Raw genomic sequence first — 24709 nt, forward strand, 5'->3', positions numbered from 1 at the left:
ATCGTGCCCCGGATCCGGCTCTCTACGGGGCCCGAGCGCTCGCGCGGACGCGCTCCTCCGCGGCCCGGATCGCCTCCGGCGTGCCGACATGCAGCCACTGGCCGTCGAGCCGCATCCCGAACAGCCGCCCCGCCGCGATCGCCCGGTCGAACAGCAGGTTGAGCGAGAACGCGCCCTCCGGCGTGTCGGCGAAGAGGCCCGGCGTGAGAATCGCCACCCCCGCGTAGATGAACGGCGCCACCGCGCGCTCGCCGCGGCGCTCTAGGCGGCCGTCCGGATCCATCACGAAATCCCCGGCGCCCTCGTAGCCGAGGCTGGTGGCGGTCGGCGCCACCAGCAGCAGGCCGTCCATGCGGTCCCCGTCCCAGGTCTCGATCAGCCGGCGCAGGTTGGAGGCCGGCCCCTCGAGCCAGAACGAATCCGAGTTCAGCACCACGAACGGCGCGTCGCCCAGGAGCGGCAGCGCCTTGCGGATGCCGCCGCCCGTCTCCAGCAGCGCCGCGCGCTCGTCGGAGACGGTCGTGGCCGGTCCCGGGGCCGCCCCCTCGGCCCGGCGCGCGAGGTGCCCCTCGATCAGGTCGGCGAGGTAGTGGACGTTGACGATTGCGCTCCTGATCCCGGCCTCGGCGACCCGGTCGAGGGCATGGTCGAGCAGGGCCTTGCCGGACACCTCTACCAGGGGTTTCGGCACGGTGGCGGTCACCGGCCGCATGCGCTTGCCCAGGCCCGCGGCCAGGACGAAGGCGCGGCTGACGGCGGGGCTGGGATCGCTCATGCGGTCGGGAATCCGGTGGTCAGGGGTCGGGCGCCGGGGCGACGAGGCCCGGCAGATGGTCCGCGTGCCAGGCCCGCAGACCGGCGAGCGCCGGATGGGCGAGGTTGCGGGCGAGGTAGCCCTCGATCCGCGGCAGGTGGGCGAGGTAGCCGGGCTTGCCGTCGCGCCGGTCGAGGCGCGCGAAGATGCCGAGGATCTTGGTGGCCCGCTGGGCCGCCAGCAGCGCGTAGGCGGTGGCGAAGGCGCCGACGTCGAAGGTCGGGTCCCGGCCGCGGCGCTCGCGGGCGTAGAGGCCGAGGAGCCGCAGCTCGAACTCCGCGCTGGAATCGACCCGGGCATCCTGCAGCAGCGAGGCGACGTCGTAGGCCGGGTGGCCCATGACGGCGTCCTGGAAATCGATCAGCCCGACCCGCTCCAGCCCGTCGCGCTCGGGCAGCCAGATCAGGTTCGGGGAATGGTAGTCGCGCAGGGTCCAGGTCGGCCGATCGGGAATCGCCCCCTGGAGCACCGCCCGCCACAGGTCGACGAAGGCCGCCCGCGCCTCCGCCGACAGGCTGACGTTCCGGATCGCCGGGGCGTACCATTCGGGCATCAGCTCCGCCTCGAACAGCAGCGCCTCCATGTCGTAGGGCGGCAGCCTGTGCTCGATCCCCTCGGCCACGGGCAGGACCGGGGGCAGCGGGTTGGCGTGGAGCTTGGCCAGCACGCGCACCGCCTCGGCGTAGCGCTCGGGCCGCGGGGCGCCGCCCTCGATCACCGGCTCGCTGCCGAGATCCTCCAGGATGAGCAGGCCCTCGGTCAGGTCCTCGCCGTAGATCTTCGGGGCCGAGAAGCCGAGTGCCCGCAGGCCGCGGTCGAGGGCCACGAAGGCGTGGACGCTCTCGGCGAGGTGCACGATCGCGCTGTAGGGCTTGCCGTCCCGCACCGGCGGCCCGTCGGGTCGCGGCGGCGCGATCATCAGCACGGCGCTGGTGCCGTCGGGCTTGGTCAGGCGCTCGTAGGCGCGGGAGGAGGCGTCCCCCTGCATCAAGGTCCGCTCGGCGATGTCCCAGCCGCTGCGGTCGAGGAGGCGGCGCACCGCGCGGGCCCGGTCGAGGCGGGCGCGCATGCCGCCGGTGCCGTCGATCCGCGCGAGCCGCGCCTCGGGGCCGAACTCCGCCCGCAGGGACAGGTCCACGGTCAGCACCGGGCCGGCGCGGGGCGGCATCCGGTCGGGCCACTCCACCAGGGTGATCGCGCCCTCGGCCATCTCGTCGAAGCCGAGTTCCACCAACTCGTCGGGGTCGCGCAGCCGGTACAGGTCGGCGTGGACGATCGGCCGGCCGTCGCGGGCCGCGTAGGGCTGGATCAGCGTGAAGGTCGGGCTCGGCACCTCCAGGCGCGCGTCGCCGGCGAGCTCACGGATGACCGCGCGGGCGAGCGTGGTCTTGCCACCACCCAGGCCGCCGGACAGAGCCACGACGTCCCCGGGCATCAGGAACTCGGACAGGAACAGGCCGAGATCCTCGGTGGCCGTCTCCTCCGGCAGCACGAATTCCCAGGGCGCCGGATGCGCGGATGCCCCCGCAGCCCCTTCGGCCATCTGCCCGTCCCGCTCGTCTCCGCCCAAAGCCCGCCTCCGAGACCCGAAGACGCATGGTCCGAAAACACGCACCGGATGCAAGCGTTTCCGCCCGGAGCCGCGCGCTTCCCGCCCGCCCGGTGCATCGAAACCACGCTCGCGGGGGTGGCGAAAGACCGCGCCGGGCCCGGGAATCCGTCAGGCCCGGGCGTGGAACCCGTGCCGCCCCGGATCAGCCTCCCCGGAGAGCCCGACACGCCACGCCTCGGCGTTCCAGGCCGCCGCCGCCGCGAGGGCGTCGGCCTCCGGCATCGGGCGGCCGAAATGGTAGCCCTGGCCCAGGGCGCAGCCCATCGCCGCGAGGGCCTCCGCCTCGGCGCGGCCCTCGATGCCCTCCGCGACCGCCGTCACCCCGATCTCCTCGGCGAGCCGCAGGATGGTCTGGACGATCCGGCGATCGCGCGGCTCCGCCAGCATCGCCCGGACGAAGGCCCGGTCCACCTTGAGCGTGGTGATCGGCAGGGTGCTGAGATGGCTGAGCGAGGAGTAGCCGGTGCCGAAATCGTCCACCGCGATGCCGAGGCCGGCGGCGCGACAGCGCGCGAGGGCGGCCGCGGCCCCGGCCGGATCCTGCATCAGCGCGCTCTCGGTGACCTCGATCTTGAGGGCGCCGGGCGCGAGGCTGGTCCGGCGCAGCATCGCGTCGACGAGGCCCGGTATGTCCGCGCGGGCGAGATCCTGGGCCGTGACGTTGAAGCTCACGAACAGGGAGGGCTCGACGGAGGCGGGCGCGCGCAGGCCGGCCTGCAGGATGCGGGGCACGATCCGGCCGATCGCGTCGATCACCCAGGCGGTGATCGCCAGGATCAGGCCGTTCGCCTCGGCGGCCGGAATGAAGGCGGCGGGGGGCACGAGCCCGCGCTCGGGATCGTGCCAGCGGATCAGGGCCTCGAAGCCGGCGAGGCGCCCGGTGGCGAGCCGCACGATCGGCTGCAGGAACAGCGCGAACTCGTCCCGGGCCAGGGCGCGCCGCAGGGCGCGCTCCTGCGCGAGCGACGCGACCGTCGCGTCGAAATCGGCGCGGGCGGAGGGCGACGGCGGCGCCTGAAGCCCCTCGGCGGAAGCCGGCCCGAGGCGGGGCAGGGTCTCGCGGAACCGGGCGATGAGCCCCTCGAGGCAGAGGCGCAGGATCGGATCGGCGCCGGCGAGCCGCTGGCGGATCTGCGCCGCGTCCACCGGGACGAGCACGCTATCCGCCTCGGCGCGCGCGCCGGCGGAGCGCGGGAGGGCGTCGAAGATGGCCATCTCGCCGAAGATCTCGCCGGGGCCGCGCCGGGCGAGCACGGCCTCACCGCCGTCGCGCCGCCGGAAGATCGCGATGCGCCCGCTCAGGATCAGGTAGGCGCAGTGCCCGATCGCCCCCTCCTCGAACAGGACGGTGCCGGCCGGGAGAGTGACGGGGTCGGAGAGGTCGTGCATCGGTCGGGGACGCTGCGCCTTCGCGGGGAAAGCCCGGCGCGAGCGTAGGCACAGCGGCCTTAAGATCGGATCAAGGGCCCGCCGGATCAGCCGCGCGGGATCCCGTGTGCCTTGATCCGCGAGGCCAGCGTCGTCGGCCGAAGGCCGAGGAGCGCGGCCGCGCCGCCCGGCCCGGAGATCCGGCCGCCCGCCAGCGCCAGGGCCGCGACGATCTCGGCGCGGTCGCGCGCCCGGCGCTCGGCCTCGGTGGCGGGCCGCCCGCCGGGCGGCGCGGCCGGGCTGGCCGCGTCCGCAGGTCCGGTCGCCTCACTGTCGGGCAGGTCGAGGCGGAGGCGCCCCCGGGCGGAGAGGATCACCGCCCGCTCGATCACGTTCTCCAGTTCCCGGACATTGCCGGGCCAGGAATAGCGGCAGAGGCGGCGGACATCGCCCTCCGTGAGGCGCGGCTCCGGGACGGTGAGGCGGCGCGCGGCGACCCGGAGCAGGTGCTGGGCGATCGGTGGGATGTCCTCGGGCCGCTCGCGCAGGGGCCGCGCCTGGATCGGGAAGACGTTGAGGCGGAAGTAGAGGTCCTCCCGGAAGCGGCCCGCCCGGATCTCGGCGCGCAGGTCCCGGTTGGTGGCCGCGACCACGCGCACGTCCACCGCCCGGGTGCGCGCCTCACCGACCCGCTCGAACGAGCGCTCCTGCAGGACGCGCAGCAGCTTGCCCTGGAGATCGAGGGGGATCTCCCCGACCTCGTCGAGGAACAGCGTGCCGCCGTCGGCGAGTTCGAACCGGCCGACCCGGTCGCGCAGCGCCCCCGTGAAGCTGCCCTTGGCGTGGCCGAAGAACTCGCTCTCGAACAGCTCGCGGGGGATCGCCGCGCAGTTGACGCGGATCATCGGGCGGGCACTGCGGCGGCTGCCCTCGTGGATCGCCCGGGCGATCAGCTCCTTGCCGGTGCCGGATTCGCCAGTGATCAGCACGGTGGCGTCGGTGGCGGCGACGCGGTCGACCTGCCGGAGCGTCGCCGCGATGGCGGGCGAGCGGCCGATGATGCCCTGGTGCTGGCGCTCGGCTCGGATCTCCTCCTTCAGGTAGGCGTTCTCCAGCTCCAGGCGCTCCCGGAGGGAATCGACCTCGGCGAGTGCGCTCGTCAGGCGGGCCTCGGCCTCACGGCGCTGGCTGATGTCGCGGAACACGATGACGGCGCCGAGCAGGCGCCCCCGGTCGCGGATCGGCGTCGAGGTGTACTCGACCGGGAAGGCGGTCCCGTCGGCGCGCCAGAAGACCTCGTGATCGACTTGGTGCACGGTCCCGTCCCGGAACGCCGCGTAGATCGGGCAGTCGCGGTGGGGGTAGTGGCTCCCGTCCGGGCGGGTGTGGTGCACGGCGGCGTGCATGTCCCGGCCGACGAGGTCGGCGGCCTCGCAGCCGAGCATGCGCGCGGCGGCCGGGTTGACGAAGGTGGTCACACCCTCCGCGTTGACGCCGTAGATCCCCTCCCCGGCCGCGCGCAGGATCAGCTGGTTGCCCCGCTCGATGTCGCGGAAGATGCGCTCCACGCGCTGCCACTCCGAGAGGCCGGCGCGCATGTGCGCCTCGGCCTCGCCGTCGACCTGGCGGCGGTGGAGCGTGTCCGGGTCCGCCAGGGTGACGAGGAGGCGCATCGCGTCGCCCGGGAGCGGGAAGGCCGCGGTCTCGACCCGCAGGTCGCGCCCGGCCGCGTCGCGCGGCGCCAATGTGCGCGTCCACCAGTGCCCCCTGGCCAGCGCGGCCTCGGTGAAGACCGTGAGCGCCGGGAGCTGGCCCGGGAACAGGGCGCTCGCCCGTGCGCCGCGCAGCGCCGGGCGGCCGTAGCCGAGAAGGCGCGCCGCCGCCGGGTTGGCGTCCGCGACCCGGTCCTCCTCCGGCGCGAGGACCAGCATGGGATCCGGGCTCGCCTCGAAGACCGGCCCGAAGCTTCCGGCGGCACCGGACTCACGAGATATCGTCATTGGCTCACGATATCTCGTTTCCGACGAGATGTCGTGAGGGACTTCCGGCGACCCAAACCTCTGGAAGACCGAGCGATTTCTCCGGCATCCCTTCTGGCACACCCTTTGCCGAGTGAGGCTGTCCGCCCGTCGGCCGGCACCGCTCCCGAAGGCGCGCCGCGACGACGCCCGGCGGATGTCCGCGTCCGGACGCGACCGTCCCCCCTCACCGGTCGCGGTCCGGACGCGCACCCGCACCGGGTGGGTGGGGCCGCGGAGCGCGCGGCCTCACCGGACCCATCGCAGATCGAGATCCGGGAGCCGACGATGAAGCGCGAAGACCTCACCGAGAAGCTTCTCGACATCAAGCGCGAGAAGGGGTGGAGCTGGAAGCACATCCACGCGGAGATCGGCGGCCTGTCGCCGTTCCTGATCACCGCGGCCTGCATGGGCCAGATGAAGCTCCCGAAGGCCCAGGCCAAGCGGGCGGCCGAGCTCTTCGGCCTCACCGCCGCCGAGGAGCGGATGCTCAACGAGCCGCCCTATCGCGGCTCGATCCCGTCCATGCCGCCCACCGACCCGCTGATCTACCGGTTCTACGAGCTGGTGATGGTCTACGGCACGACCTTCAAGGAGTTGATCCAGGAGGAGTTCGGCGACGGCATCATGTCGGCGATCGACTTCAACATGGACATGGCCCGGGAGGCCAACAACAAGGGCGACCGCGTGAAGCTCACCATGTCGGGCAAGTTCCTGCCGTACAAGTACTACGGCAACGACGACGACACGCCGGAATACGGCTTCAAGGAGGGGTGAGCGACCCGCAAGGGCATCCCCCCGACCGGGATCCGACGGTCAGGCATCCGGATCGGGCCAGCGACACCGGCCGCGGCGCGCGACGCGCCGCCGTCCCTCACGCCGCCGCCGGGCGGCCCTCCGGCTCCAGGTAATCCTGCACCGGCCGCGCCGGGCCGCCGCGCATCAGCACGTAGAGGAACGGCACCAGCAGCAGGGTCGCGGGCGTCGCGAAGGCGATGCCGCCCATCACGGCGCGGGCGAGCGCGGCGTTCTGCTCGCCGCCCTCGCCGGTCCCGAGCGCCATCGGGATGAGCCCCAGAAACATCGCCGAGGCGGTCATCAGCACCGGCCGCAGCCGGGTCTCGCCGGCCGTGATCGCCGCCTCCAGGGCGCTGCACCCGGTCTCCTCCCGGTGCTCCTTGGCGAAGGTGACGAGCAGGATCGAGTTCGCCGAGGCGATGCCCACCGACATGATCGCCCCGAAGATCGACGGGATCGAGAACGGCGTGCCGGTCACGAACAGCGCGAAGGTGATGCCGCAGAAGGCCATCGGCAGGGCGGCGATCACCACGAACGGGTCGCCCCAGCTCTGGTAGTTCACCGCCATCAGCAGGTAGACGGCGATCAGCGCGATGCCGAGGCCGATCTCCAGGCGGAAGAAGGCCGAGCGCATGTTCTCGATCTGGCCGCGGACGACGATCTTGTCCGGCGCCTCGAGGTTCTTCTGCTCGTCCTCGACGATCCTGTCGATCTCGCGCGCGACCGAGCCGAGGTCCCGGTCCTGCACCGAGGCGAAGATGTCGAAGGTCGGCTGGATGTTGACGTGGCTGATCATGGTCTGCGTCGGCGTCCGGCGGATGTCCGCGAGGCTCGACAGCAGGGTCAGCACCCCGGGACCGGAGCCGGAGGTCGCGGCGGCGCGCACGAGCATCGGCGTGTTGCGCAGGTCGGTGAGCGAGCTGTTGCGGTACTCGGGCGTCTGCACCCAGAGCTGGTAGGGGATGCCGGTCTTCGGGTCGGGCCAGAAGTTCGGCGTGACCTGGTAGCTGCCGGACAGCGAGATGTTCATGTTCTGCGCCACCTGCTGCTCGGTCAGCCCGAGTTCGGAGGCGAGGCGCCGGTCGACGTCGACGTAGAATTGCGGCTCGTTGACGATCTGCTGCAGGTGAACGTCGACGAGACCCTTCGTGTGCTTCAGCCGCTGCACGATGCGCTGGGCGACCTCCAGGTCCTTCTCCTTGTGCCGGCCGGAGACCTGCACGTCGATCGGCGTGAGGACGCCGAAGTTCAGGATCTGGGTGATCATGTCGGCGGGCTGGAAGTAGACGACCACGTCGGGGAAGCGCTTCATCAGCACCTCCCGCAGGCGCTTCATGTAGCCCGCAACCGGGCCGTGCCCCTCCTTCAGGCTGATCAGCATCTGCCCGTCATTGTAGGAGACGAACGAGCCGTCCGAGAACGCGAAGTTGTAGTTGTTCGACGGCAGGCCGATGTTCTGGAGGATCTGGTCGACCTCACCCGCCGGGATCACCTCGCGGACGGTGTCCTCGACCTCGGCGAAGACCTGCCGGGCGGTCTCGATGCGCATGCCGACGCGGGTGCGCAGATGCATGGTCATCTGGCTCGCCTCGATCTGCGGGAAGTAGTCCTGGCCGACGAACACGAACAGCACGCCGGTCATGCCGAGCACGCCGCCGACGGCGCCCAGGGTGACGATGCGGTGGCGCAGCACCGCGTGGAGCAGCCCGACATAGCCCCGGTGGAACCGCGCGAAGCCGCGCTCGAACGCGCCGTGGATCCGGCCGGCGAGCCGCAGCGCGGGGGCGCCCACGAGGCCGACGGCCCGGGCGATCCGGCCCCGCCGGGGCGCCGCGTGCTGCGCCGGGTGCGCGTCATGGTGCGCGTCCCGGTCCTTGGCGTGCTTCTGGCGGTATTCCGGCGCCACGATCACGTCGATCAGGAGCGGCACCAGGGTCCGCGACAGCAGGTAGGAGGTCAGCATCGCGAACACGACCGCGAGCGCCTGCGGGGTGAACAGGTATTTCGGCGTGTCGGTGAGCGCGAACACGGCCGTGAAGGCCGCGCAGATCGCGAGCGTCGAGATCAGCGCCGGCTTGGCGATGCCGGCGGCGCCGTGGACCACGCTCTCGCGGAACTCCTCGCCCTCCTCGAACAGCCGGTAGGTGTTCTCGATCGCCACCGTGGCGTCGTCCACCAGGATGCCGACCGCGAGCGCCAGGCCGCCCAGCGTCATCACGTTGATGGTCTCGCCGAGCGCCGCCAGCACGGCGAGCGAGGTCATGACGCAGAGCGGGATCGAGATCAGCACGATGATCGTCGAGCGCCAGGAGCCGAGGAACAGCAGGATGGCGAGGCCGGTCAGGGCCGCCGCGGTCAGCGCCTCGTGGAGCACCCCCTCGATGGCGTTCGAGACGTAGACCGACTGGTCGAACAGCGGCTTGATCGCCAGCCCCTCGGGCGCGGCGGCGCGAATCGTCGGCATCGCCGCCTTGACGTTGTTGACCACGCTCAGGGTCGAGGCGTTGCCGTTCTTGATGATCTGCATCAGCACGGCCTGCTGGCCGTCGGCGCTGACCACGTTGACCTGCGGCGGGCCGCCGTCGCGGACATAGGCGACGTCGCGCACCAGCACGGGCTGGCCGGCCACCACCTTGATCGGCGCGAGGTTCAGGGTCTCGATCGACGGCGGGGTGCCGTTGAGCTGGACCGGGTACTGCTGCTCGCCGATCTTGGCGAGGCCGGACGGCACGGTCAGGTTCTGGGCCGTCATGGCGTTGGTGACGTCGAGCGGCGTCAGGCCGAGCGCCTGGAGGGCGTTGAGGTCGAGGTCGACCATGATCTGCCGGGGCGCGCCGCCGAAGGGCGACGGCAGGGTCGAGCCCGGGACCTGCGCCAGGGTCTGGCGGATCCGGTACTGGGCGTAGTCGTAGACTTGGTTGAGGCTCTCCTTGGCCGAGGTCAGGGCGAGCTGGATCACCGGCACCGAGGAGGCGGAGTAGCGCACGATCACCGGCGGCTGCGTGCCGGGGGGCATCACGGCACGGATCGAGTTGGTCGAGGACACCACCTGGGCAATGGCGAGATTGAGGCTGACGGTGGGCTCGAAGTAGATCCGCTGCACCGCCGTGCCCTGGAGCGTCGTCGACTCCATGCGGCGGATGTTGTTGACGTTGTTGGAGATGCCGTACTCGGCGTAGGTCGTGATGCGCTGTTCCATCTCCGGCGCCGAGAGGCCGGTATAGGTCCAGACCACCACGACGACCGGGATGTCGACGACCGGCAGCACGTCCTTCGGCGCGACGACGATCGCCCCGACGCCGCCGAGCATCATCAGGACCGCGAGCACGTAGGTCGTGATCCGGAACTTGAGCGCGTAGAGGACGAGGCCCATGCGGTCTCCGCCGTCCGGCCCCGGGCCGGCAACTCCGCGTTGTATACCGGCTTACCGGCTAAACCCGGACTGTTTCGCTATCACGTCCGGTCAGGCAAGGGACGGGCCGCGTCGCCGCAGGTTCGGGATGGCGGCCGCGTCGCGGCCCGCATCGCGCCCGCGCCGGCGTCCGCGAACACCCGGCACGGCGGGCCGGGCCGCGTCACCTCGGGATGCGGGTGCCGGACGGGGAGAGCGGTCCCGGCGCGCCGTCCCGGGGTCTGCCGGGCGACGGGCCGGCCGGATCAGCGCAGCAGGGCGGACTTGTCGACCTGCAGCGCCCCGGCGATCTCGTCGAGCGCCTTGTGCTCGACCTCGCTGATGCCGTCGATATCGGCCACGTCCGCGCCGATCAGGAACACGTCCTGGCGCTGCTCGATCGGCCGATCCGCGATGGCGCCGACATGGCGCAGGTTCTCCAGCCGCCCGGCCCGGGTCTTGGCCCGGGTGATCGCCTCGTAGAGCTCCTGCTCGACGCGCAGCGTGTCGTAGGATTTCTCGAGGATCGGGTTGGCGCGGATGCCGGTGATCGCCGACTCGATCTCCTCCTCGCCCACGTCGCCATCGGCCACGATGACGTTGGCGGCGGACGAGACCGCGGCCTGCAGGAAGACCGCGTCGCCCGCGTACGACATGATCGTGCGGCCGAACCGAAGGATGGCGTCCTGGAAAATGCTCATGCCGACCTCCCGTCGGGCCTGAGATGGCGGATATTGTGGCGGCGGAGTCAAGATGCGGCCGAGCTTAAGCCCGGGATCGCGGAGGACTAGTCCTGGCGCGGCGGGATCAGGTGGCGGGCTCGTGGCCCGGCCAGTCCCGCCCGAGATGGGCGGCCACGCGGGCCGGATCGTCGCCGACCGCCGCCACGGCGGCCTCGACCTGCTCCACCGGGACCATGAACCGGCGCGCCCAGTAGGCCCGCTCCCAGGCATGGGCGGTGTTGACGGCCCGGGGCTCGATCGGATCCTGCACGCTCTGGTCGGTCATCGGCTCTCCGCGTCGCGCGAGGGCCGGGCGGCCCCCCGGCGTGGAGAACGCCGGCCGGGCCCGATCGGGTCCGCGCAGCGAGCGGGGCCCGGTCCGCGGCGAAGACGCGCCGCCGTCATCGCGCGCACAGCGAAGCAAGGACGACCAAGCTCACCGGCCGCCTGTCAGCAGCAGCGGAAGCCCGCGGTGTTGCCGACCCCGAAGCGGGCGTTCTCCCGGTTGCGGAAGAACTCCACCTCGCTCATCGGCGCCTGGTCGGGATGGGTGCGGCGGACATGCTCGGCATAGGCCGCGTAGTCCCCCTGCCCGACCATCAGGCGGGCGCCGTCGCAGACGCACTTGGACAGCGTCCGGATCCGGTCCCGCAGGTTCGACGACGGCAGCATGGGACCTCCTACTCCGCCGGGACCATGTGCGGCTCGGTCTCCAGCGCGGTCCAGCGGTCCGCGCGCCACGCCTTCACGCAGGCGGCGATGCCGAAGCCCGCGATGGCGACGACGAGACCGATGAACAGCGCCGCCAGCACCGCGTCGATCCGGTCGTTGAGGATGATCTGGCTCATCTGGTCGGCGTTCTTGGCAGGCGCCAGGATCTTGCCCTCGGCGGCGGCGGCCGCGTAGCGCTCGGCGTGCGCCAGGAAGCCGATCTTCGGGTCGGCCGAGAAGATCTTCTGCCAGCCGGCCGTGAGGGTGCAGATGCACAGCCACGCGGTCGGGATGATGGTCACGAACGCGTAGCGCTCGCGCTTCATCTTGAAGATCACCACCGTGCAGAGCGTCAGCGCCACCGCGGCCAGCATCTGGTTCGAGATGCCGAAGAGCGGCCACAGGGTGTTGATGCCGCCGAGCGGGTCGGTCACGCCCTGGTACAGGAAGTAGCCCCAGGCCCCCACCGAGATGGCGGTCGCCGCGATGCTCGGACCCCACGACGTGGTGTTCTTGAACGACGGCACCGCGAGCGCCACGAGGTCCTGCACCATGAACCGGCAGGCGCGGGTGCCCGCGTCCACGGCCGTGAGGATGAACAGCGCCTCGAACAGGATCGCGAAATGGTACCAGAAGGCCATCATCGCCTTGCCGCCGATGGCGGACGAGATGATGTGGGCCATGCCGACCGCGAGGGTCGGCGCGCCGCCGGCCCGCGAGATGATCGTGTGCTCGCCGACGTCGGCGGCGGTCTGGGTGATGACCTCCGGCGTCGTGGCGAAGCCGAGCTTGGTCACCGCGGCGGCGGCGGTCTCGGGCGTCGTGCCGACGAGGGCCGCGGGCGAGTTCATGGTGAAGTAGACGCCCGGGTCGATCACGCAGGCCGAGACCAGCGCCATGATCGCCACGAAGGATTCCATCAGCATGCCGCCGTAGCCGATGAAGCGGGCGTCGGACTCGCTGGCGATCAGCTTCGGGGTGGTGCCCGACGAGATCAGGGCGTGGAAGCCCGAGACCGCGCCGCAGGCGATGGTGATGAACAGGAACGGGAACAGGCTGCCCGCCCAGACTGGGCCGGTGCCGTCCACGAACTTGGTGACCGCCGGCATCTGCATGTGCGGCGCCACGAAGGCGATGCCGAGCGCGAGGCCCACGATGGTGCCGATCTTGAGGAAGGTCGACAGGTAGTCGCGCGGGGCCAGCAGCAGCCAGACCGGCAGGATCGACGCCACGAAGCCGTAGCCGATCAGCATCCAGCAGAGCTGCGGGCCCGTGAAGGTGAAGGCCGGCCCCCAGACCGGGCTCGCCGCCACCGAGCCGCCGGCGACGATGGCCAGCATCAGCAGGACGAAGCCGAGGATCGAGACCTCGCCGATCTTGCCCGGGCGGATGTAGCGGGAATAGACGCCCATCAGCATGGCGATCGGGATCGTCGACATCACCGTGAAGGTGCCCCAGGGGCTCTCGGCGAGCGCCTTGACGACGATCAGCGCCAGCACGGCGAGCAGGATCACCATGATCAGGAAGGTGCCGAACAGGGCGATGATGCCCGGCACGGTTCCGAGCTCGGCCCGGATCAGCTCGCCGAGCGAGCGGCCGTCCCGGCGCATCGACACGAACAGGACCATGAAGTCCTGCACGGCGCCCGCGAGGACCACGCCGGCCAGGATCCACAGCATGCCGGGCAGGTAGCCCATCTGGGCGGCGAGCACCGGGCCGACCAGCGGGCCCGCGCCCGCGATCGCCGCGAAGTGGTGGCCGAACAGGACGCCGCGGTTGGTGGGCACGTAGTCGAGCCCGTCGTTGTGGCGCACCGCGGGGGTCGCGCGCTTCGGGTCGAGCCGCATCACCTTGTCGGCGATGAACTGGGAATAGTAGCGGTAGGCGATGAGGTAGACGCAGACCGCCGCGACCACGATCCAGAGGGCGTTGATCGTCTCGCCGCGCTCGCTCGCCACGATCGCCAGCGCCGCGGCGCCGAGCGCCCCCACGAGGGCCCAGGGCCCGTGCCTGCCGATCGCCGTACCCATGTCCCACTCCCTGACCGAACGCCTCGCGCGCGGGGCCACGCGCGGGGGGCTCCGGCTGGGACTTCGTGGTCCCGGGCTACACGGGCGGGTTATCCTATTGGTCCGCCGTTGACGCAAGCGATCCGAGCTGTGATGCAGCGTCGGCGGCGGCACGACGCCCAATCTGTCACATCGGGTCCCCCGGCACGGCCCCGACCCCCTTCACGGCCCGGCTGCCGAGCTCCGTCGCCGCCCGCCGTCGGAGATGGAAGGGCGCCGGCGCGGTCGGGCCCGCGAGGAGCGCACGACAATGGCGAAGGTCGCATTCCTGGGTCTCGGCGTGATGGGCGGCCCGATGGCCGGACACCTCGCCAAGAAGGGTGGCCACGACGTCACCGTCTACAACCGCACCACCCCGAAGGCCGAGGCCTGGGTGAAGACCTACGGCGGCGCCCACGCGCCCACGCCTCGGCAGGCCGCCGAGGGCGCCGAGATCGTGTTCGCCTGCGTGGGCAACGACGACGACCTGCGCAGCGTCGTGCTGGGCGACGACGGGGCGCTCGCCGGCATGAAGCCCGGCGCGGTGTTCGTCGATCACACCACGGCCTCCGCCGAGGTCGCCCGGGAGCTCGCCGCGGCGGCCGAGGCCAAGGGGCTCGGCTTCATCGACGCGCCGGTCTCCGGCGGCCAGGCGGGCGCCGAGAACGGCGTGCTCACCGTGATGTGCGGCGGCGACGCGGCGACCTACGCCAAGGTCGAGGGCGCGATCGGGTCCTTCGCGCGCGCCTGCCGGCTGATGGGCCCGGCCGGCGCCGGCCAGCTCACCAAGATGGTCAACCAGATCTGCATCGCCGGCCTCGTTCAGGGCCTGTCGGAGGGCGTCCACTTCGCCAAGCGCGCCGGCCTCGACGTCGAGGCGGTGCTCGACGTGATCTCCAAGGGCGCCGCCGGCTCCTGGCAGATGGAGAACCGCGGCAAGACCATGAACGCGGGCAAGTTCGACTTCGGCTTCGCGGTCGACTGGATGCGCAAGGATCTCGGCATCCTGCTCGACGAGGCCCGCCGCAACGGCGCCAAGCTCCCGGTCTCGGCCCTCGTCGACCAGTTCTACGCCGAGGTGCAGGCCATGGGCGGCAACCGCTGGGACACGTCGAGCCTCGTGGCGCGGCTGGAGCGCTGACGCCTCCGGCCTTCGCCCGGAGCCGAGGACCGGGCAAGACGCGACAGGCTCCCTCTCACGCGCGAGAGGGGGCCGCCTGGATCGCGGCGGCGCGCGTCGGTCTCCCCCGGCGGGTCGGACGCTCGCCTCAGAACAGTTCCTCGACCCCCGCGGATTCCGGATCCACCCAGCGCCACGCCTCCCCCATCTGGTGGCGGAACCACGTGACCTGGCGCTTGGCGTAGGCGCGCGTGTCCGCCTGCCCCCGGACGATCGCCGCTTCGAGGCTCATCGCCCCGTCGAGGTGGGCGATCAGGCCCGGCACCCCGTGGGCGCGCATCACCGGCAGCATCGGGTCGAGATCGCGCGCGCGCAGGCGGGCGACCTCGTCCAGCGCCCCCTCGGCGATCATGGTCCGGAAGCGGGCGTCGATCCGGGCGCGCAGCACCGCCCGGTCGGGTGCCAGGAAGATTCTCTGGAGGTTCCGGCCGGCGAGCGGCCCGGGCACCGGGTCGCCGTAGAAGCTGGCGATCGGCCGGCCCGTCGCGAGAAAAATCTCCAGGGCGCGCATCACCCGCATCCGGTCGCTCGGCCGCAGGCGGGCGGCCCCCTCGGGATCGTGCCGGCCGAGCTCGGCGTGCAGCGCCTCGGTCGGGCGGCCCTCGGCCTCCTCCCGCACCCGCGCGCGCACCGCCTCGGGCACCGGCGGCAGCTCCGAGAAGCCCTGCTCCAGCGCCCGGAAGTACAGGCCGGTGCCGCCGACGAAGACCGGCAGGCGCCCGCCGAGCGTCGCCAGCAGCGCCGCCGCGTCCCGCGAGAAGTGCCCCGCGGAGTAGTTCACGGCGCCGTCGACGTGGCCGTAGAGCCGGTGAGGCACGCGCGCCTCCTCGTCCGGGTCGGGCCGGGCGGTCAGGCGGCGCAGGTCCGCGTAGACCTGCATGGAATCGGTGTTGATCACCACGCCGCCGTGACGCTCCGCCAACCGGGCGGCCAGCGCCGACTTGCCCGACGCGGTGGGCCCTGCGATGAGGACCGCGGCCGGGCGCCCCCCGGCTTCCCCCCGGTCTGGCGGCAAGGCGAAACTCCACGATGCTGGTCGCGGTCCTGATAGCAAACCCGGATCGGCCGTCCATCACCGACGCGGTGCTGGCCGAGACGCGCGCCGTGCTGCGGACGGAGCACCAGCCCCGGATCCTGCACGGCGAGGTGGCGGCCGAGCTGCTGGTGCCGGGCGAGCCCGCGGCCGCGGCGTCCCTCACCGACAGGCTGCGCACGGCGCTGGCCGGCGAGCCGATCGACCTCGCGGTGCTGCCCGCCGACACCCACAGGCGCAAGCGCCTGTTCCTGGCCGACATGGATTCCACCATGATCGAGCAGGAATGCATCGACGAGCTCGCCGGGACGCTCGGCCTCAAGGACCACGTGGCGGCGATCACCGAGCGGGCGATGCGGGGCGAGATCGCCTTCGAGCCGGCCCTGCGCGAGCGCGTCGCGCTCCTGAAGGACATCCCGGTCGGCGCGGTCGACGGGCTGATCGCCGAGCACCTGACCCTGACCCCGGGCGGCGGCACGCTGGTGCGGACGATGCGGGCGCACGGCGCCCATACCTGCCTGGTCTCCGGGGGCTTCACCCTGTTCACCGGCCCGATCGCCGCGATGATCGGCTTCGACGAGCACCGGTCCAACGTGCTGGGCGTGGCGGACGGGCGGCTCACCGGCCTGGTGGAGGACCCGATCGTCGGGAAGGCCGAGAAGCGCGCGACGCTGATCGCGCTGCGCGGGCAGCTGGGCCTCGGCGCCGCCGAGACCCTCGCGGTCGGCGACGGCGCCAACGACCTCGACATGCTGGGCGAGGCCGGCCTCGGGGTGGCGTTCCGGGCCAAGCCCGCGGTCGCGGCCGCGGCGCGGGTCCGGGTCGAGCACGGCGACCTCACCGCGCTCCTGTACCTGCAGGGCTACGCGGCGGCGGAGTTCGTGGGGTGAGGCTCAGTGGAGGGTGCGGGTCAGGGTGATGACCGCGCCGAGCACGGCGAGCGTCTGAAAGCCGATCGCGCCGACGAGCCAGCGCACCGTCTCGACCTTCGCGGAGGCGATCGCGCCCTTCACGGCCTCGATGTCGGCCTTGGTCTCGAGGCGGAGACCGTCGATGTCGGCTTTTGTGGAGAGGCGGAGGGCTTCGATATCCGACTTGGTCGACTGACGAAGACTGTCAGAATCCGCCTGGGTCGTGAGTCGCAGTGCCTCGATGTCGCCGCGGGTCTGTATCTTGAGGGCTTCGATATCGCCGCGGACGATCTGCAGTTCGGCCTGCACGTCGCGAATGTCGGCTTTGGTTGCAAGATTCCCGTCGAAGACGTCCACCAGCGCGTCGGCCAGGCCCTCCGCCTGCTCGGGCGACAGCTTCGCCTTCTCCCGCAGGGCGCGGGCGAACTTCAGGGTGTCGAACGCAACGGCCGTCATGGGTCCGAACCCGTCCGAGCCGCACCGACTCGCGGCCCCAGTGTGCCGTGCCGCGGCGCAGCGTCAATGTGGGCCCCCTGAACGCGCGAGGGCCGCCGCTCCCCGCGGAGCGACGGCCCTCGGCGACGCCATGAGACCGCTCAGTCGAGGCCGACGGCCACGAAGCGCACGTCGCCGGTGGCGCCCGCCACCAGCAGCAGCACCGACTTGCGCCCGTCCTTCTTGAGGGCGTCGATCCGCTTGGTCACCTCCGCGGGGGTGCTGACCGACTCCTGGCCGACCTCGACGATCACCTCGCCGGGCTGGATCCGCTTGTCGGCGGCGGTCGAGTTCGGGTCGACCCGGGTGACGACCACGCCCTTCACGGTGTCCTTGATGGAGTACTTCTTGCGCAGCTCGTCGGTCATGCCGGAGAGGTTGAGGCCCAGCGCCTGCCGGGTCGCGCTCTCAGGCTCCGGCTGGCGCAGGTTGGCGAGCTGCGGCTTGTCGCCGTCCTCCAGGCGGCCGAGGGTGACGGGCTTCGTCACCTCCTCGCCTTTGCGCATGACGACCACGTCGACCTTCTGGCCGACCGGGGTCGAGGCGACGATGCGCGGGAGGTCGCCCGACGCTTTCACCGGCGCGCCGTTGAACTTCAGGATCACGTCGCCGACCTCGATCCCGGCGGTCTTGGCCGGTCCCTTCTCGTCGACGCCGGCCACCAGGGCGCCCCGCGCGCCGCCCTTGAGGTTGAGCGCCTCGGCGGTGGTGTCGTCGACGTTCTGGATGCGCACGCCGAGCCAGCCGCGGCGGACCTCGCCGAAGTCGCGGAGCTGGTCGATCACGGGCTTGGCCGTGCCCGACGGGACCGCGAAGCCGATGCCCACCGAGCCGCCGGTCGGCGACAGGATCGCCGTGTTGATGCCGATCACCTCGCCGTCCATGTTGAACAGCGGGCCGCCGGAATTGCCCTTGTTGATGGCCGCGTCGGTCTGGATGTAGTTGTCGTAGGGTCCGGACTCGATGTTCCGGCCCCGCGCCGAGACGATGCCGGCCGAGACCGAGCCGCCGAGCCCGAACGGGTTGCCGATGGCGATGACCCAGTCGCCGGGCCGCATCTTGTCGGAATCGCCGAACGGCACGGCCTTCAGCGTGCGGTCGGCCGGGGGCTTCACCCGCAGGACGGCGAGGTCGATCTTCGAATCCTTGCCGACGATCTCGGCCTTCAGCTTCGTGCCGTCGTGCAGGATGACCTGGATGTCGTTGGCGTCGCCGATGACGTGGTTGTTCGTCACCACGAGGCCGGCGGAATCGATGATGAAGCCGGAGCCGAGGGAGTTCGACTTGCGCTGCTGACGCGGCCCGTCGCCGTCACCGCCGCCGCCGCGGCCGCCGCGCCGGTTGAAGAACTCCTCGAACAGGTCCTCGAACGGGGTGCCCGGGGGCACCTGCGGCCCGGCACGGCCGGCGCGGGCCTCGACGGTGGTGGACGCGGAGATGTTCACCACCGCGTCGGTGACCTGCTCGGCGAGATCGGCGAGGGAGGCCGGCCCCTTGGCGAAGGCCGGCACCGGCAGGGCGGCCGCGGCCACGGAGACGGTGACCGAGGCGCCGATCAGGATCGAGGCCATCACCGCGCGGGCGCGGGAGCGGGGCCGCGCCGGGGCGCGGTCGAACGGCGCCTCGGGGGCGCTCGCGACGGGGTGCATGGTCGACCTCTTCATGAACGCGTTTCCGGTCCCGCGGGCCCCGACCGATGGCCGATCGCCCGCGGGTTGTCCTGCACGGTAATCCCCGGGCGCCGGGGCGCCAACGGGCCCCCTCAGCGCGCCGTCCCCGCCGTGGAGCCGGTCGTCGAGCCCGTGGTGGCGCTCGGATCGGCCGGCCCGCGCGGCCCGCGGGCGGCCGGGGCGGGTGCCCGGCCCTGCGGATCGCTGAAGAAGCGGAAGAAGTCCGTGTTCGGGCTGATCACCAGGCGGGTATCGGATCCCTTCAGCCCGCTCTCGTAGGCCTGCATCGAGCGGTAGAAGCTGAAGAAATCCGCGTCCTTCCCGAACGCTTCCGCGAGGATACGGTTCTTGTCCGCGTCACCCTGTCCACGCAGCTGCTCGGATTTCTGCGTCGCCTCGGCCAGGATGACCGTGACCTCGCGGTCGGCCTTGGCGCGGATCGTGGCGGCGATCTGGTCACCGTTGGCGCGGATGTCGGCGGCCTCGCGCTCGCGCTCGGTCTTCATCCGCCGGTAGACGGCGGCCGAGTTCTGCGCGGGCAGGTCGACGCGGGTCATGCGCAGGTCGACGATCTCGATGCCGAGCGCCTTGGCCTGCCGGTTCACGTCCTCCTGGATCTGGTGCATCAGCTGCCCGCGATCGGTCTTCACGATCGCGTCGCGGGTCGAGCGGGCGAGCACGTTGCGCAGGCCGGAATTGGTGAAGCTCGCGAGCCGCTGGTTGGCCAGCCCGATATTGCCCACCGCCTGGTAGAAGCGCAGCGGATCGACGATCCGGTAGCGGGCGAAGGCGTCCACCTCCAGGTTCTGCCGGTCGGCGGTGAGCACCGTCTGGACCGGCAGGTCGAGGTCGAGCACGCGCTTGTCGAAGACGACCACGTTCTCCATGAACGGGATCTTGAAGTACAGGCCGGGCTTGTCCTCGCCGGTGGCGTTGAGGACGGCCCGGACGCGGCCGAACTGCAGGACGAGCGCCTGCTGCATCTGGCCGACGGTGAAGATCGAGGCGTAGAGGCCGATCGCGACGATGGCCGCGACCACGATCAGGCCGGTGCGGAGAGCCTGTTTCATCGGGCAGCTCCCGTCTGGGTCTGGGCGCGGGCGCCGAACTCGGAGAGCGGCAGCACCGGCAGCACGCCGGCCGCGGTGGCACCGCCGGACTGCGTCCCGTTCTGGTCGATGATCACCTTGTTCACGGAGCCCAGGACCTTCTCCATCGTCTCCAGGAAGATCCGCTCTCGGCTGATCGCCGGGGCGGCCTTGTAGGAGGCGTAGACCTCGCTGAAGCGCGCGGCCTGGCCGGTGGCGTCGGCGGTCGCCTTCGTCCGGTAGGCCTCGGCCTGCTGGACGATCTGGGACGCCTTACCGCGGGCCTGCGGCACCTCGCGGCTGGCGTAGGTCTTGGCCTCGTTCTGCGCCGTGTCGGCGTCCTGCTGGGCCGCGTTCACGTCGATGAAGGCGGGGCGCACTTCCGGCGGCGGGTTGACCGAGACGAGCTGCACCACCTCGATGCGCACGCCGGCGCCGTACTCGTCGAGCGCCTTCTGGACCATCTCCTTCACCTCCTGGGCGATGCTCGACTGCTCGTTGGTGAGGATCGCCTGGATGTTGCGGCGGCCGATCACCTCGCGCATCGCGCTCTCGGAGATCGCCTTGATGGTGCCCTCCGGATTCTGGAGGTTGAACACGAAGTCGGAGGCCTTCAGCGGGTTGACCCGCCACTGCACCTCGAAGTCGAGATCGACGATGTTCTCGTCGCCGGTGAGCATCAGGCTCTCGTCCGGCACGTCGCGGTTGCGGCCCTGCCCGTTCGGGCCGGCGCGGAAGCCGATCTGGATCGAGTTCTGGGAGCCGACATCCGGCTTCACCACCCCGCCGATCGGATAGGGGAAGTTGTAGCGCAGGCCCTCGCCCTTGGTGCCGACGTAGCGGCCGAAGATGGTCTCGATGCCGACCTGACGGGGGTAGACGGTGTAGAAGCCGGTCGCGAGCCAGATGGCGACGGCCAGGACGGCGATCACCGCCGCGCTGCGGCCGCCGCCGACGCCGGTCGAGCCGCCGCCGCCGTAACCGCCGCCCGAACCGCCACCGCCGCCCGGGATCAGACCGCGCAGGCGGTCCTGCCCGCGCCGGAGCAGGTCCTCGAGGTTCGGCGGCGTCTTGCCACCGCCGCCGCCGCTGCCGCCACCCCAGGGACCACCGCCGTTACCGCCGGGCCGGCCCCAGGGCCCCCCGCCGCCGCTCTGATTGCTCCAAGGCATCCTAGCCGTCGTCTCCTGCCTGTCCGCGCCCGGCCCACGTCCCGACCGGCGCCCCCTGCCTGAACGGCCACGCTCGCCCGCCTAGTCCCGACCATCCGGACCGATCGCACCGCGACCGCTCCCGGCTGGAGGCCTCGAGGGCCCGCAAGCGCATCTTCCCGCAGGATGTGCAGGCCCGGCGTGAGCGCGCGCACCCGACAGGCACCTGCGGGCGCACGCCCCGTGCTGTCAAGGCTGGCAGGTGGGCATGCGCGGCGCGGAACGCAAATGCGGCGGCGCGCCTCAGCGTGCGCGCTCCCAGTCGACGAAGGCGAAGGCGTGCTCGTCCCGCGGGCCCGCCGGGTGCGCCTCGCGGAACGTCTCCCGGAAGCGGGCGCGGTTGAAGGCGGGGAATCGCACGTCGCCGGCGGGCTCGGCCTCGACCTCGGTGAGGTGGAGCCGGTCGGCGTGCGGGAGCGCGAGCGCGTAGATCTCGGCGCCGCCGACCACCATCAGCTCCGCCCCGGCGGCGGCCAGCGCGGAGTCCCAGTCGTAGACGGTCTCGACCCCCTCGGCGCGGAAGCCCGTGTCCCGGGTCAGCACCAGGGTGCGGCGCCCCGGCAGGGGCCGGCCGATCGAATCCCAGGTGCGCCGGCCCATCAGCATCGGCTTGCCCATGGTCAGGGCCTTGAAGCGCTTGAGATCGCTGGAGAGATGCCAGGCGAGCCCGTTGTCGCGGCCGATCACGCCGTTGCGGGCGACGGCGGCGACCAGGGAAACGATCGGGCTCATACCGCCACCGGGGCCGCGATGGCGGGATGCGGGTCGTAGTTCTCGATGGCGATGTCCTCGAACCGGAAGGCGAAGAGGTCGCGCACCTCCGGGTTGAGCCGCAGGTGCGGCAGCGGGCGCGGCTCCCGGGCCAGGAGGGTGCGGGTCTGCTCCAGGTGGTTCCTGTAGAGGTGCGCGTCGCCGAAGGTGTGGACGAAGTCGCCGACCCCGAGGCCGGCCACCTGGGCGATCATGTGGGTCAGGAGGGCGTAGCTCGCGATGTTGAACGGCACGCCCAGGAAGGCGTCCGCCGAGCGTTGGTAGAGCTGGCAGGAGAGCCGCCCCTCGCTGACGTAGAACTGGAACAGGCAGTGGCAGGGGGCGAGGGCCATCCGGTCGAGGTCGGCCGGGTTCCAGGCCGACACGATCAGGCGGCGGGAATCGGGGTTGCGCCGGATCTCGTCGAGCACCCAGGCGATCTGGTCGACCGTGCCGCCGCCGGGCCTCTCCCAGGAGCGCCACTGCTTGCCGTAGACCGGGCCGAGATCGCCGCGCTCGTCCGCCCACTCGTCCCAGATCGTCACGCCGTTCGCCTTCAGCGCCGCCACGTTGGTGTCGCCCGCCAGGAACCAGAGCAGCTCGTGGATGATCGAGCGCAGGTGCAGCCGCTTCGTGGTGACGAGCGGGAAGCCCGCCGACAGGTCGAAGCGCATCTGGTGGCCGAACACCGAGAGCGTGCCGGTGCCGGTGCGGTCGTCCTTGGCGACGCCCGCGTCGAGGATGCGCCGGAGCAGGTCGTGATAAGCGTCCATCGCCCATTCCTGCGCGCCGGCGCGCCGGCCGGCAAGCGCGCCGCCGCCATATGTCCACCGCCGTCGCGCGGGAGCCGCTCCGGCGCAGGCCTGCGCGCGGCGCCCTGTCGGCCAAGCCGGCCTCGGACAGGCCCCAGACCGGCCCTCAGACCGGCCCTCAGACCGGCCAGAGCAGGTAGGTCACCAGGGCGAGGTTCGACCAGCCGTGCAGGGCGATGCCGGGCCAGAGCCGGCCAGTGCGCCAGCGCAGCCAGCCCAGCGCCAGGGCGAGGGGCAGCAGCGAGACCGGCCGGGCGAGCCCCCAGGACGAGATGTGAGCGGCGGCGAAGATGAGCGCGGTGACCAGGATCGCCCCCGCGGGTCCGACGGCCGCCCGGGCGCGGGCGAAGGCCTCGCCGCGCAGCAGCAGCTCCTCGGCCACCGGCGCCAGGATCGCCAGATAGGCGAGCCAGGCCGCGACCGCCGCCTGGCTCATGAACGGCGACAGCCGCACGTGCTGGCCGAAGCTCGCGCCGAACAGCTCCGCCGTGCCGGTGACCCAGGCGATGTGCAGCACCGGCCAGACCAGCAGGAGGCCCAGCAGCGCGACCGGCCGCATGCCGTTCGGCCGCTCGCGGTCGAGGGCGAGGCGGCGGCGCCAACCGGCCCGGTCGTGCCACCACGCGCCGCCGAGCACCAGGGCGGCGAGGTAGACCTGGCGCAGGGCGTCGATCGCGAAGGCCCGGTGGGCGAGTTCCACCGCGCCCAGGAACGGGCGCCGCTCGGGGGGCAGGAACGGGTCGATCCCGCTCCAGAGGTCGAAGCCGACGCGCACCGTGGCGAGGGACAGGAGGCTCGCCGCGCCGAGATAGACGACCACGAGGGCGACCAGGGCGCCGAGCCGCCACGTCGCGCCCCAGGCGCGCTCGAGCGGGCCCCGCGCGTCGGGGACGGCGGCGCGCGACTGCGCACTTCCGGCAACAGCCTCCCCCGGAGGCTCCAAATGAGGCGGCGGCGCGACACGATCGGGCTTCAAAACCGGACCGATCCCCTCTATATCTCGGGAGCCGGTCGCGAGGCCGGCTATGGCGATAAACGTTCTTCGCAATAAACCTATCGGACCCGGGGGCGGTACCCGGCGCCTCCACCCGAGCCCAGGACATGCTGCCGCAAGGGGCGTGATCGGAACCGGGGCTTCGGCGGGGGCGAAATAGGATCGACGAGGGCGTAAAGGTTGAGCTTTCGCTCGGCATGGTTCCGCCGTTATCGGGCCTTTGCAATAGTTGCCAACGACAACTTTGCTCCGGTGGCGGTGGCCGCGTAAGCGGTCCCCAATATCGACCTGAAGTCCTAGCGGGTAGCTCCGCATAGGCGGGGTTCGGAGGCGCCTGGCAACAGAAGCCTCCACTTCAGTCCTCGGTCCGGCCATCCGCGGCGGGGCGCCGGGCAGACCGGGCGAGAGCGCGACCGCAGATGGCAGACGACCTGATCCGCTACGACCTCCTGGTACAGGACGCCCTGCGCGGCGTGGTGCGCAAGGTGCTGACCGACGCGGCCCGCGAGGGGCTGATGGGCGAGCACCATTTCTACGTCTCGTTCCGGACGGAGGCCCCCGGCGTGCGGATGTCGCAGGCCCTGCGCGAGAAGTATCCGCAGGACATGACGATCGTCCTGCAGCACCAGTTCTGGGACCTCAACGTCACCGAGCACGCCTTCGAGGTCGGCCTGTCCTTCTCGGGCGTGCCGGAGCGCCTGCTGGTGCCGTTCGACGCCCTGTCGGGCTTCTTCGACCCCTCCGTGCAGTTCGGCCTGAAGTTCGACCTCAGCGAGGCCGGAGAGACCCCCGAGGAGGCCAACGCCGCCCCGGCCAAGCCCGGTCCCCGCGGCGCCGGATCGGAACCCGGCGAGGTGCGGCCCAAGAGCGCCGGTCTCGCGACGATCGGCGCGGGCGCGCCGAAGGGGCTGCCCGCGCCCGCCGCCCCGGGCGAGAAGGACGCCGGCAAGACCGACGACAAGGCCCCCCGCCCCGCCGCCAAGAAGGAGGGCGAGGAGGGCAGCGCCGAGGTCGTGAGCCTGGACGCCTTCCGCAAGAAGAGCTGAGATCGCCTCTGGCCGACTCGACGGCCGGGGGGTTCAA

21 protein-coding genes and 1 other RNA gene are annotated in these 24709 nt (G+C 71.9%); 5 read left to right on the forward strand and 17 right to left on the reverse strand.

The features are described 5' to 3' along the window. Nucleotides 1–22: 22 nt before the first annotated feature. The 4 genes from ACX9MN_RS24610 to ACX9MN_RS24625 form a co-directional block, all read right to left on the reverse strand. Nucleotides 23–775 (reverse strand): nucleotidyltransferase family protein, encoded by a 753-nt coding sequence (locus ACX9MN_RS24610; RefSeq protein ID WP_489725701.1) that lies wholly within the window; start codon nt 773–775, stop codon nt 23–25. A gap of 19 nt (nt 776–794) precedes the next feature. Further along, nucleotides 795–2357, reverse strand: coding sequence for a tRNA (adenosine(37)-N6)-threonylcarbamoyltransferase complex ATPase subunit type 1 TsaE (tsaE, locus tag ACX9MN_RS24615; protein WP_489725702.1), 1563 nt, complete (start codon nt 2355–2357; stop codon nt 795–797). Nucleotides 2358–2534: 177 nt separating this feature from the next. Next, on the reverse strand, nt 2535–3815 hold the full coding sequence (locus ACX9MN_RS24620) for an EAL domain-containing protein (RefSeq protein ID WP_489725703.1): 1281 nt from the start codon (nt 3813–3815) through the stop codon (nt 2535–2537). Between the two features lie 86 nt (nt 3816–3901). Further along, a complete protein-coding gene (locus ACX9MN_RS24625; RefSeq protein WP_489725704.1) occupies nt 3902–5794 on the reverse strand; it encodes a sigma-54 interaction domain-containing protein in 1893 nt (630 codons plus the stop codon). Between the two features lie 306 nt (nt 5795–6100). Between ACX9MN_RS24625 and cynS the strand changes: the two genes are divergently transcribed. Further along, the gene (gene cynS / locus ACX9MN_RS24630; RefSeq protein WP_029358676.1) at nt 6101–6589 is read left to right on the forward strand and encodes a cyanase; all 489 of its coding nucleotides are present in this window, start codon (nt 6101–6103) and stop codon (nt 6587–6589) included. A gap of 97 nt (nt 6590–6686) precedes the next feature. Here the strand turns inward: cynS and ACX9MN_RS24635 are convergent, their stop codons facing one another. The 5 genes from ACX9MN_RS24635 to ACX9MN_RS24655 form a co-directional block, all read right to left on the reverse strand. Further along, the gene (locus tag ACX9MN_RS24635; RefSeq protein WP_489725705.1) at nt 6687–9983 is read right to left on the reverse strand and encodes an efflux RND transporter permease subunit; all 3297 of its coding nucleotides are present in this window, start codon (nt 9981–9983) and stop codon (nt 6687–6689) included. A gap of 284 nt (nt 9984–10267) precedes the next feature. After that, nucleotides 10268–10702, reverse strand: coding sequence for a tellurite resistance TerB family protein (locus ACX9MN_RS24640; RefSeq protein WP_020091280.1), 435 nt, complete (start codon nt 10700–10702; stop codon nt 10268–10270). A 106-nt stretch (nt 10703–10808) separates the two neighbouring features. Beyond that, nucleotides 10809–11009: a DUF3606 domain-containing protein gene (locus tag ACX9MN_RS24645; protein WP_091675589.1), complete on the reverse strand. Its 201-nt coding sequence runs from the start codon at nt 11007–11009 to the stop codon at nt 10809–10811. A 164-nt stretch (nt 11010–11173) separates the two neighbouring features. Continuing rightward, nucleotides 11174–11395, reverse strand: a complete 222-nt coding sequence (locus tag ACX9MN_RS24650) for a YbdD/YjiX family protein (RefSeq protein ID WP_020091282.1) — start codon at nt 11393–11395, stop codon at nt 11174–11176. An 8-nt stretch (nt 11396–11403) separates the two neighbouring features. Next, nucleotides 11404–13464, reverse strand: coding sequence for a carbon starvation CstA family protein (locus ACX9MN_RS24655; protein WP_489725706.1), 2061 nt, complete (start codon nt 13462–13464; stop codon nt 11404–11406). Nucleotides 13465–13753: 289 nt separating this feature from the next. On the opposite strand from ACX9MN_RS24655, the gene ACX9MN_RS24660 reads away from it, so the two are divergent. After that, the gene (locus tag ACX9MN_RS24660; RefSeq protein ID WP_020091284.1) at nt 13754–14623 is read left to right on the forward strand and encodes an NAD(P)-dependent oxidoreductase; all 870 of its coding nucleotides are present in this window, start codon (nt 13754–13756) and stop codon (nt 14621–14623) included. A 127-nt stretch (nt 14624–14750) separates the two neighbouring features. Here the strand turns inward: ACX9MN_RS24660 and miaA are convergent, their stop codons facing one another. After that, nucleotides 14751–15677 (reverse strand): tRNA (adenosine(37)-N6)-dimethylallyltransferase MiaA, encoded by a 927-nt coding sequence (gene miaA, locus ACX9MN_RS24665; RefSeq protein ID WP_489725707.1) that lies wholly within the window; start codon nt 15675–15677, stop codon nt 14751–14753. Between the two features lie 14 nt (nt 15678–15691). Here miaA and serB point away from each other — a divergent pair, with 14 nt between their 5' ends. Next, nucleotides 15692–16585, forward strand: coding sequence for a phosphoserine phosphatase SerB (serB, locus tag ACX9MN_RS24670; RefSeq protein ID WP_482958964.1), 894 nt, complete (start codon nt 15692–15694; stop codon nt 16583–16585). Nucleotides 16586–16588: 3 nt separating this feature from the next. Here the strand turns inward: serB and ACX9MN_RS24675 are convergent, their stop codons facing one another. The 7 genes from ACX9MN_RS24675 to ACX9MN_RS24705 form a co-directional block, all read right to left on the reverse strand. Further along, nucleotides 16589–17062 carry a CCDC90 family protein gene (locus ACX9MN_RS24675; protein WP_489725708.1) on the reverse strand — a complete coding sequence of 158 codons (474 nt, stop codon included), beginning with the start codon at nt 17060–17062 and terminating at the stop codon, nt 16589–16591. 140 nt (nt 17063–17202) lie between these two features. Next, nucleotides 17203–18750: a DegQ family serine endoprotease gene (locus ACX9MN_RS24680; RefSeq protein WP_489726355.1), complete on the reverse strand. Its 1548-nt coding sequence runs from the start codon at nt 18748–18750 to the stop codon at nt 17203–17205. A 113-nt stretch (nt 18751–18863) separates the two neighbouring features. Continuing rightward, nucleotides 18864–19841 carry a protease modulator HflC gene (gene hflC, locus ACX9MN_RS24685; protein ID WP_489725709.1) on the reverse strand — a complete coding sequence of 326 codons (978 nt, stop codon included), beginning with the start codon at nt 19839–19841 and terminating at the stop codon, nt 18864–18866. Beyond that, on the reverse strand, nt 19838–21031 hold the full coding sequence (gene hflK, locus ACX9MN_RS24690; protein ID WP_042672660.1) for an FtsH protease activity modulator HflK: 1194 nt from the start codon (nt 21029–21031) through the stop codon (nt 19838–19840). The genes hflC and hflK overlap by 4 nt, the downstream gene beginning before the upstream one ends. Nucleotides 21032–21313: 282 nt before the next feature. Beyond that, nucleotides 21314–21802 (reverse strand): dihydrofolate reductase, encoded by a 489-nt coding sequence (locus ACX9MN_RS24695; RefSeq protein ID WP_489725710.1) that lies wholly within the window; start codon nt 21800–21802, stop codon nt 21314–21316. Continuing rightward, nucleotides 21799–22593, reverse strand: coding sequence for a thymidylate synthase (locus ACX9MN_RS24700; RefSeq protein ID WP_489725711.1), 795 nt, complete (start codon nt 22591–22593; stop codon nt 21799–21801). The genes ACX9MN_RS24695 and ACX9MN_RS24700 overlap by 4 nt, the downstream gene beginning before the upstream one ends. A gap of 157 nt (nt 22594–22750) precedes the next feature. Next, nucleotides 22751–23608: a CPBP family intramembrane glutamic endopeptidase gene (locus ACX9MN_RS24705; protein WP_170855058.1), complete on the reverse strand. Its 858-nt coding sequence runs from the start codon at nt 23606–23608 to the stop codon at nt 22751–22753. On the opposite strand from ACX9MN_RS24705, the gene ssrA reads away from it, so the two are divergent. Then, nucleotides 23600–23981: a transfer-messenger RNA gene (ssrA, locus tag ACX9MN_RS24710) on the forward strand. The two genes, ACX9MN_RS24705 and ssrA, sit on opposite strands and share 9 nt — an antisense overlap. A 64-nt stretch (nt 23982–24045) precedes the next feature. Next, a complete protein-coding gene (locus ACX9MN_RS24715; RefSeq protein ID WP_020091294.1) occupies nt 24046–24672 on the forward strand; it encodes an SspB family protein in 627 nt (208 codons plus the stop codon). Nucleotides 24673–24709 lie beyond the last annotated feature (37 nt).

Source organism: Methylobacterium sp. 1A (assembly GCF_058072805.1).